8 protein-coding genes are annotated in these 6,835 nt (G+C 41.3%); 2 read left to right on the plus strand and 6 right to left on the minus strand.

Annotated features, from left to right (window positions below; genetic code table 11):
* Positions 1-281: 281 nt before the first annotated feature.
* Together L1D60_RS20345 and L1D60_RS20350 are read right to left on the minus strand one after the other, a co-directional pair.
* A complete protein-coding gene (locus L1D60_RS20345; protein WP_239842693.1) occupies positions 282-878 on the minus strand; it encodes an isochorismatase family protein in 597 nt (198 codons plus the stop codon).
* Positions 879-889: 11 nt separating this feature from the next.
* Positions 890-1,723, minus strand: a complete 834-nt coding sequence (locus L1D60_RS20350) for a pirin family protein (RefSeq protein ID WP_275665773.1) — start codon at positions 1,721-1,723, stop codon at positions 890-892.
* Between the two features lie 105 nt (positions 1,724-1,828).
* Here L1D60_RS20350 and L1D60_RS20355 point away from each other — a divergent pair, with 105 nt between their 5' ends.
* A complete protein-coding gene (locus tag L1D60_RS20355; protein WP_239842695.1) occupies positions 1,829-2,728 on the plus strand; it encodes a LysR family transcriptional regulator in 900 nt (299 codons plus the stop codon).
* A gap of 303 nt (positions 2,729-3,031) precedes the next feature.
* Here the strand turns inward: L1D60_RS20355 and L1D60_RS20360 are convergent, their stop codons facing one another.
* The 4 genes from L1D60_RS20360 to L1D60_RS20375 all read right to left on the minus strand — a co-directional run bounded on the left by L1D60_RS20360 (position 3,032) and on the right by L1D60_RS20375 (position 5,598).
* On the minus strand, positions 3,032-4,267 hold the full coding sequence (locus L1D60_RS20360; RefSeq protein WP_239842696.1) for a type II toxin-antitoxin system HipA family toxin: 1,236 nt from the start codon (positions 4,265-4,267) through the stop codon (positions 3,032-3,034).
* On the minus strand, positions 4,260-4,535 hold the full coding sequence (locus tag L1D60_RS20365; protein ID WP_239842697.1) for a helix-turn-helix transcriptional regulator: 276 nt from the start codon (positions 4,533-4,535) through the stop codon (positions 4,260-4,262). The genes L1D60_RS20360 and L1D60_RS20365 overlap by 8 nt, the downstream gene beginning before the upstream one ends.
* 389 nt (positions 4,536-4,924) lie before the next feature.
* Positions 4,925-5,149, minus strand: coding sequence for an SEC-C metal-binding domain-containing protein (locus tag L1D60_RS20370; RefSeq protein ID WP_239842698.1), 225 nt, complete (start codon positions 5,147-5,149; stop codon positions 4,925-4,927).
* 32 nt (positions 5,150-5,181) lie between these two features.
* The gene (locus L1D60_RS20375) at positions 5,182-5,598 is read right to left on the minus strand and encodes a hypothetical protein (RefSeq protein ID WP_239842699.1); all 417 of its coding nucleotides are present in this window, start codon (positions 5,596-5,598) and stop codon (positions 5,182-5,184) included.
* A gap of 286 nt (positions 5,599-5,884) precedes the next feature.
* Between L1D60_RS20375 and L1D60_RS20380 the strand changes: the two genes are divergently transcribed.
* Entirely contained in the window at positions 5,885-6,778 is an 894-nt protein-coding gene (locus tag L1D60_RS20380; RefSeq protein ID WP_239842703.1) for an IS110 family transposase, read from the plus strand.
* Positions 6,779-6,835 lie beyond the last annotated feature (57 nt).

Raw genomic sequence — 6,835 nt, forward strand, 5'->3', positions numbered from 1 at the left:
CTTAATTTCATGACTTCAAGTGCCTTAAGCCTCTAACAACACTTGGTAATATTAGATAAGAGGTTATTGGCACTATGATCGCAAGGAGCACCATTAGTCTTGGTAATTCACTTTCTGGCAAATATGGGGCTAATAGCTTTGGTAAAAAATACCCTAAAGGTAATAAGGAAAAGTAAGTAGCAATGGCTAATATGTGCTTATTGGGAGTAAATGTGTGCATTCATTTTTCCTGTAAATAAAAGGTGCTGAGATGCAAAACAGTTATCTCAACACCTATGCTCTTAGTGCAATTTAGAAAGAATTTCTTCAAATAAAACCTGAATTAATTTTCCACCGTTTTCACTGCTCCAATCTTGTGCCAATTCCGCAATGAGCTGGTTTGTAGAAGTCAATGTAACACCATGGCTTTCCATGCGTCTTAATGCCGTTTCATCTGCAAGTGTTGTTGGAGAGCCAGAGCCATCTACAACAACTTGTACATTGTAGCCTTCGCTAATAGCTGTTATCGCAGGGTAAACAACACATACATCTGTTGTGATACCCGCGATAATAATATTTTTGCGACCAGTCGCTTTAACAGCAGCGGCAAAATTTTCATCTTTCATGCTATCCACTACACCAGCTCTAAGGATTCGGTTTTCATAGGCTTCAGGTACGGCTTGTATCAACTCATCAAAAAGGGGCCCTTGCGCTTGGTCTTCCATGCTAGAAGTAAGTATTAATGGCATACCCGTTTCTTTTGCTGCACGTGCTAACGCAACCGTATTTTTCTTAATCTCATCTAGTTCTAATGAGCCAACCCAGCCCATTGTCCCGACCTGATGATCGATTAGTAACATCACTGAGTTTTCTGGTGTAAAAGTTGTAGTTTTCATCATTGACCTCTCTATTAAGATATTTGGCGAATGCCGTGTGTGCGCAGCTGTCTTACCTTTTGAACACCTGCGATTAAATTTGAATTGCTGCTGTGTACTGACGCACCATTACTAATGAGCTGTTGCTTTAATGGCATACCTGTTACCACTATGAAATCAGCATCTTGGTGTAGTGCGTTAACAGATATAAGTTCAGATTGGTTTTCATAGATACCAAGTTCACCTGGCTCTAAGCGAACTCCACCAGTTTCTATCACTCCCTCCCTGACATAAATAAATGCTGTGGAGTGTGATGCTTGGCTAGAATGAGACCATGTACTATCGGCCTTTAGGTTGATGTGAAAGTACGACATATCAACTGGTGGTTGAGCAGCACTTTTCTGTCCGTGATACTCTCCGACAAGGATTTTGACGTTGGCACCATTAACTTCGACGACAGGAATGTCTTGCTCTTGTAATGTAGAATAGGTCACAGGACCCATTTCCAAGTCTTTTTCAGGTAATGCAACCCAAAGCTGGAAAGCATCGGCATGTTTTTTATCAGGAAACACGGTTTCTTTGTGCAAAACTCCTGCGCCTGAAGACATGATTTGAATGCCTCCAGCTTTTAGTAATCCAGTGTGCCCACCTGTATCTTCGTGCGCTATATCACCAATTTGAGGGTAGCTAATGGTGGCAACGCCTGAGTGACCGTGAAAGTTGAACCCTGCTGTACCTTCCACTTGAGTCAAATAAAAGTGGTCCCACAATACAAAAGGGTTAAGCTCCTCTATATTAGTTGCCGAAACAAAGCTACTAACTGGACCATGCTTTCTACCATTTCTAATTTTTTTAATTTGTCTTGTCATCACGTTTTATCCGCTTCAAATCCTGTTGATAAAGGTTATTGCAAGACTTATTATTTTATTAGATGGTTTATTCGGGTTTGTTAATCCCATTTTTGTAGGTAATTTATGAACCTTAATGATATCAAGGTCTTTATAAGCGTTGTCGAAGCAGGTAGCTTTGCGGGAGCAAGCAGTTTATTAGCTATGCCTTCAACTACGGTCAGTCGAAAGGTCGTTCAATTGGAAGCTAGCCTCGGAGTAAAGCTACTTCATCGAAGCACACGAAAGTTATCATTGACGGAAGAAGGTAAGCACTATTTTCATTTGTGTCAGCAGCACCTTGTAGCGCTTGAGCAAGCAAACGAATTGATTATGCAGGCACAATCAGAGCCTAAGGGAAAGGTTCGCATTTCATCGCCTTTTGACTTTGCCATGCAATATGCTCAGCCTTGGATTGCTGAGTTTTTAAAGAAATATCCAGAAATTAGCATTGAGTTGGATACTTCTGATAGCTATATCAATATGGTGGAAGATAGAATTGATGTCGCGTTTCGTTCAGGTCATTTGAAAGACTCTTCTTTAATTGCAAGGCGAATAGGGCCAAAATATAGCGTGTGCTGTGCAAGCCCAGAGTTCTTGAGTACAGCAGGAAAAATAAAAGTCCCCGATGATTTGGCAAGGCTCAACTGTCTTATTATGGGGAAATCACAACTTTCTAATGAATGGCATTTTATGAAGCAAGAAAAAGCCTGCCAAGTTAAAGTTACTGGGAGGTATGCAACATCAAGTATGCACTTGATTATCGAATCTGCTCTGAGTGGATTAGGTGTTGCTTACGTGCCTATTGCATTAGTTAAGAATCATCTTGAAAGCGGCAAACTCGTACAAGTTTTGACTGACTATGATACGCCACAGTCAAATATGTTTATCATCTATCAATCCCACAAATACATGACCAAACCAACTAGACTTTTCATTGACCATGTCATCCAAAAGGCCAGCCCTAGGTCTCCGTGGAGCTTATAATTAATTTACTCTCTATCAATTGGGAGTGTATAAGTCTTCTACTCATTACGGCGTTACTATTTCATCAACGTCAGCTTTTCATGCTTTTGAGTCATTCGTCTGATAGTGAACAACTTGAGGACGATAGTCTTCCTGAGGGCAAGTTAAAACTAACTCAATGACCTCCTGCTCTTTAGGTATCGACTGGGCTAGCTTCTGCACGCGTTACGAACTTTATATTAGAGATTAACTCGAATAACCTCAGCCACTGTAAAACCCTCATATAGTCTTACAACGTCATGGCGAATTTGATTTATCCAACACTTACAGCGCCTTAAATTTCTCTACCATATCCTTATCAATCTCCTTGATTAGATTAGGTGATAAGCCCAGGTGTTTGGCCTCAAGACTAAACGAGCGTGTCGTTTCAAATATTTCCTCAGCCATAACCATAATCGCTTTCTTTGATGACAACCCCGCCTGGGCAGCTAACTGGTCTAAGGCATTCTTTGGCGTTCGGCCATTACCACCAAATGCCGTCATATGCTCTTTGTAAGGGTTAGGGCTGTAAACAATGTCGTAGAAAGGCGATAGCGTCCAGTTATCGGCGTCACTGGCAAGGAAACTGAAGTTCTTACTGTGATCATCTTGGTTAACCGTTAGGTAATTAAACATGCAGCGCTTAATGAGCTTCTGAGACTCAGTGACACTACACATGATGCGCGTAGCTTTAACTAAATCCACATAGTCCAAAGAAGGCTCTCGAAACGGCGCATCTAACAACCCACACGCAGAAATCATATGGATTCGACCGCCTTGCTCGGTGCAATCAAATCGTTCCTGCTCTAGCCAAAATCGTCCATTACCCGCATCAATTAAATCAAAGTCTGGAACCTCAATGCCGACATTACGAGCCATCTGCATATAGCAATATTCGACTAATGATTCAGAGTGCTTCAAGTCAAACTTTTCAGATGTCAGTTTTACGATAAGCTTTGTTCCTAGTGCGTCATCTAATGTTGAATATTGCCCATTCAATAAACGTGTAACGTTCATTTTTGGCCTAGCACCACCCGAACCACCAGTATTCATCAAGTGCTCAAGCAAAGCAGTCTCGGTGCCTTCAAACTCTTCAATCGCAGCTCGGCCAAGGGTAATGATATCAATCGACTCCTTGGACTCATCAAGTAAATCTAATTCAGGCTCATAGCTCAACGCACCCATGCATCTGTCACCCAAATAAGCCAATCGCTCTAGGGCGGTAACTTCCTTGGGGTTATGATCGTTCTGTCTAAATACACGATCCATGAGATAAAGGCCCCAACCATCAGGGAGACTATCTCCAAATACCCCATGAATGCCGTAATGCGGCCCGCTAGGCGCAACTTGTAGGCTTGTATCAGCCTTTAAATTGAACGGAGCCAGAGAGGTTGAGTGAGCGCCTATATATGCCTCATCAAATTGAAAGAAGCTTTGCTTACTATTTTCAACTAGCTTGCCGACAACTATCTTTTCACCTGTGCTAAGCGTTCGTTTTACGGTTAGGGCTGATTTAAGCATGTCGAAGCACATCCTCTATGGATTTAAATTCAGGCTCAGACGGCTTTGTCAGCTCTTTCACTTTTTTCAAGTCACCGACTGTCTCATAAAGCATGAGGAACTGACGCAAAGAGATGTTGCCAGATGACTCAAACTTTCGGATCGTCGCGTAAGGTACGCCAGAGAGATCGGCCATCTTCTGAACACTGAGTTTATCTTTTTTCCGAGCAGACTTGATAAACTCTTTGAGTTCCATCTGCAAATCATAAGCGGTATAAAGAGATAACATACATGCCTCATAAATTGATATTATGGTATCAATTATAGCGCCAATTGCGGAATAATTGCTATTATTGTGGCAAAAATATGGTGATGGTCATCATTGCTGCATTAACACGAATGACAAAAAAGCTCATCACTGTGGATAGGCTATTATTGCTACTATAATGACAAATTAAGGTTATTTTTGGTATTATTTGCTACCATTATAGCAGAGTAAAAAGCAAGGCTTTATGCATCCATTCGCTGTTTCACAAGAGCACACCTTGCTTTACATTCAGGTCACTCAACTAGCTGTGATGTCAATAGACTAGATGTGAGAAAAGACAGGCTATCAATAATAGTAGAGCCTCTACTTCAACGCAGTTTGGGGCAAAGACGTGTTTGCCGAGATCGCTGTCAGCACGTCTTTGGACAAAAGCACGTTAGAGTACAGGCTCTAACGTGCGGAATTTGGATTAGAAAAGCATCTTGAAGCCTTAAACGTTTTTTTGAGTTGAAGCTATTCATCTCTTTCATTATCGTGCCTTTATCAACAGGAGCTTGTTTATCACGCCCTAAATGACAACGTTTGTATTTTTTCTTTGAGCCGCACCAACATGGCTCATTTCTTCCAAGTTTCACTGATGTTCCTCTGCTTAATGCTTTGTTAGCTTTTAAATTGCGGGACCATCAACTTCAACTAACTCAATCCCATCCATAGTTTCAAGGAGTATTATCAGCTCAGTTAGAAGTGATTCATATTGAGGTGAGTTACCTGCTCCAGAGCGATATTGAAATGTATCAAATATAACCGATGATTCGCTTAAACGAATACCAACACGAAGAGCACTATCGCCTTTTGATTTATAATATAAGAGCACGTTATCAGGAGTTTTCTCTGAAATTGCATCCTCTAACCCATAGGCTTCAAAGACAGGTTCAAATGCCGTCTTGATGGTAAGTATTTGAGATTGCAACTCTACCTGACTACTTGGCTCAGCCATTAATGAATAGTGATTGTTGCTATAAGTTGTACATCCCCCAGTAATCAGTACGATAACTACATATAATACTATCCTTAATTTTTCCATATATACCTCCGTGTTTGGAAAGCTAACGCCGCGTTAAGTGGCGAACAACGCAACCACAAAACCTAAAAATCACACCCTAAACACCGCGACCAATTTAAACTAAAAATGCCAAGCGTTGAGAGTCCGTCTTAAACGTTTTGTATGGATAATAAGCACTCCAATCGGGTAATGTGAGACCCAGGCTTTAGCTGCAACTAAAGCTTTCTATGTAGCAGTTCGTTTAAACGCTGGCTCCTCTATCGAGAGACCGATAACAAACATGAGCGCTACATAGGACTTCAAGCACATCCATATCAGGCCACTAGACCTATTCTTTTCAGTAGAGAACAATGATAAAGGCATCAAAAAAGCACTCAAAACGATAAAAAGTCATAACCCTGAACGTATCGTTATTGAAGCAACAGGCCGACTAGAAATGCCTTTTGTTCTAGCTTGTGCAGAAGCTCAACTACCCATTGTTAGAGCAAATCCTGTCCATATAAAACGATTCGCTGGTGCTATTGGCCGCAGAGCCAAAAATGATCGTTTAGATGCGGAGTTGATCGCTCACTATGGAGAAGCAATCAAACCAGCTCTTACTATCATTAAACCTAAAAACATACGTTTAATGAGTGACTTAGTTATTCGCCGAAACCAGTTGTTATCCATGCAAACCATGGAAAAGAACCGAATTCAGATACTTCCAGCTTCTCTTCATTCGACTATCAAACCAATGCTAACCACGATAAAAAATCAAATCACCAAGTTAGAAGAAAAGCTCGTTAAGCTCATTGAAGATAGTCCTGAATATCAGGCTAAAAACACAATATTGCAGAGCGTCCCAGGAATAGGCAACATTGCCGCTGCATCAATAATTAGCAACGTACCTGAGCTTGGCTATATCACAAACAAACAAGCTGCTTCACTAATTGGTGTGGCTCCCATAACACGCGAAAGTGGACGCTATAAAGGTAAGCGCGTAATACAAGGTGGTCGCTGCCAAGTTCGAACCGTTTTATACATGGCGATGATGTCAGCCATGCAATGTAACCCTATATTTAAAGCCACTTATGCTCGACTTCTAGCAGCCGGAAAACCTAAGAAAGTCGCAATAATCGCGTGTGTAAGAAAGATGGTTGTGACCCTTAACTCGATGCTAAGAGATGGCGCCATGTGGGRTGAGAACGCAGTCAAAAATTAATCATTGACGCCATAGTCGTTTATATGGACTCCCCCGTTTCAACAAAAAGAACGATAG

The organism is Vibrio sp. Isolate30, assembly GCF_022397975.1.
Classification (GTDB): Bacteria; Pseudomonadota; Gammaproteobacteria; order Enterobacterales; family Vibrionaceae; genus Vibrio; species Vibrio fortis.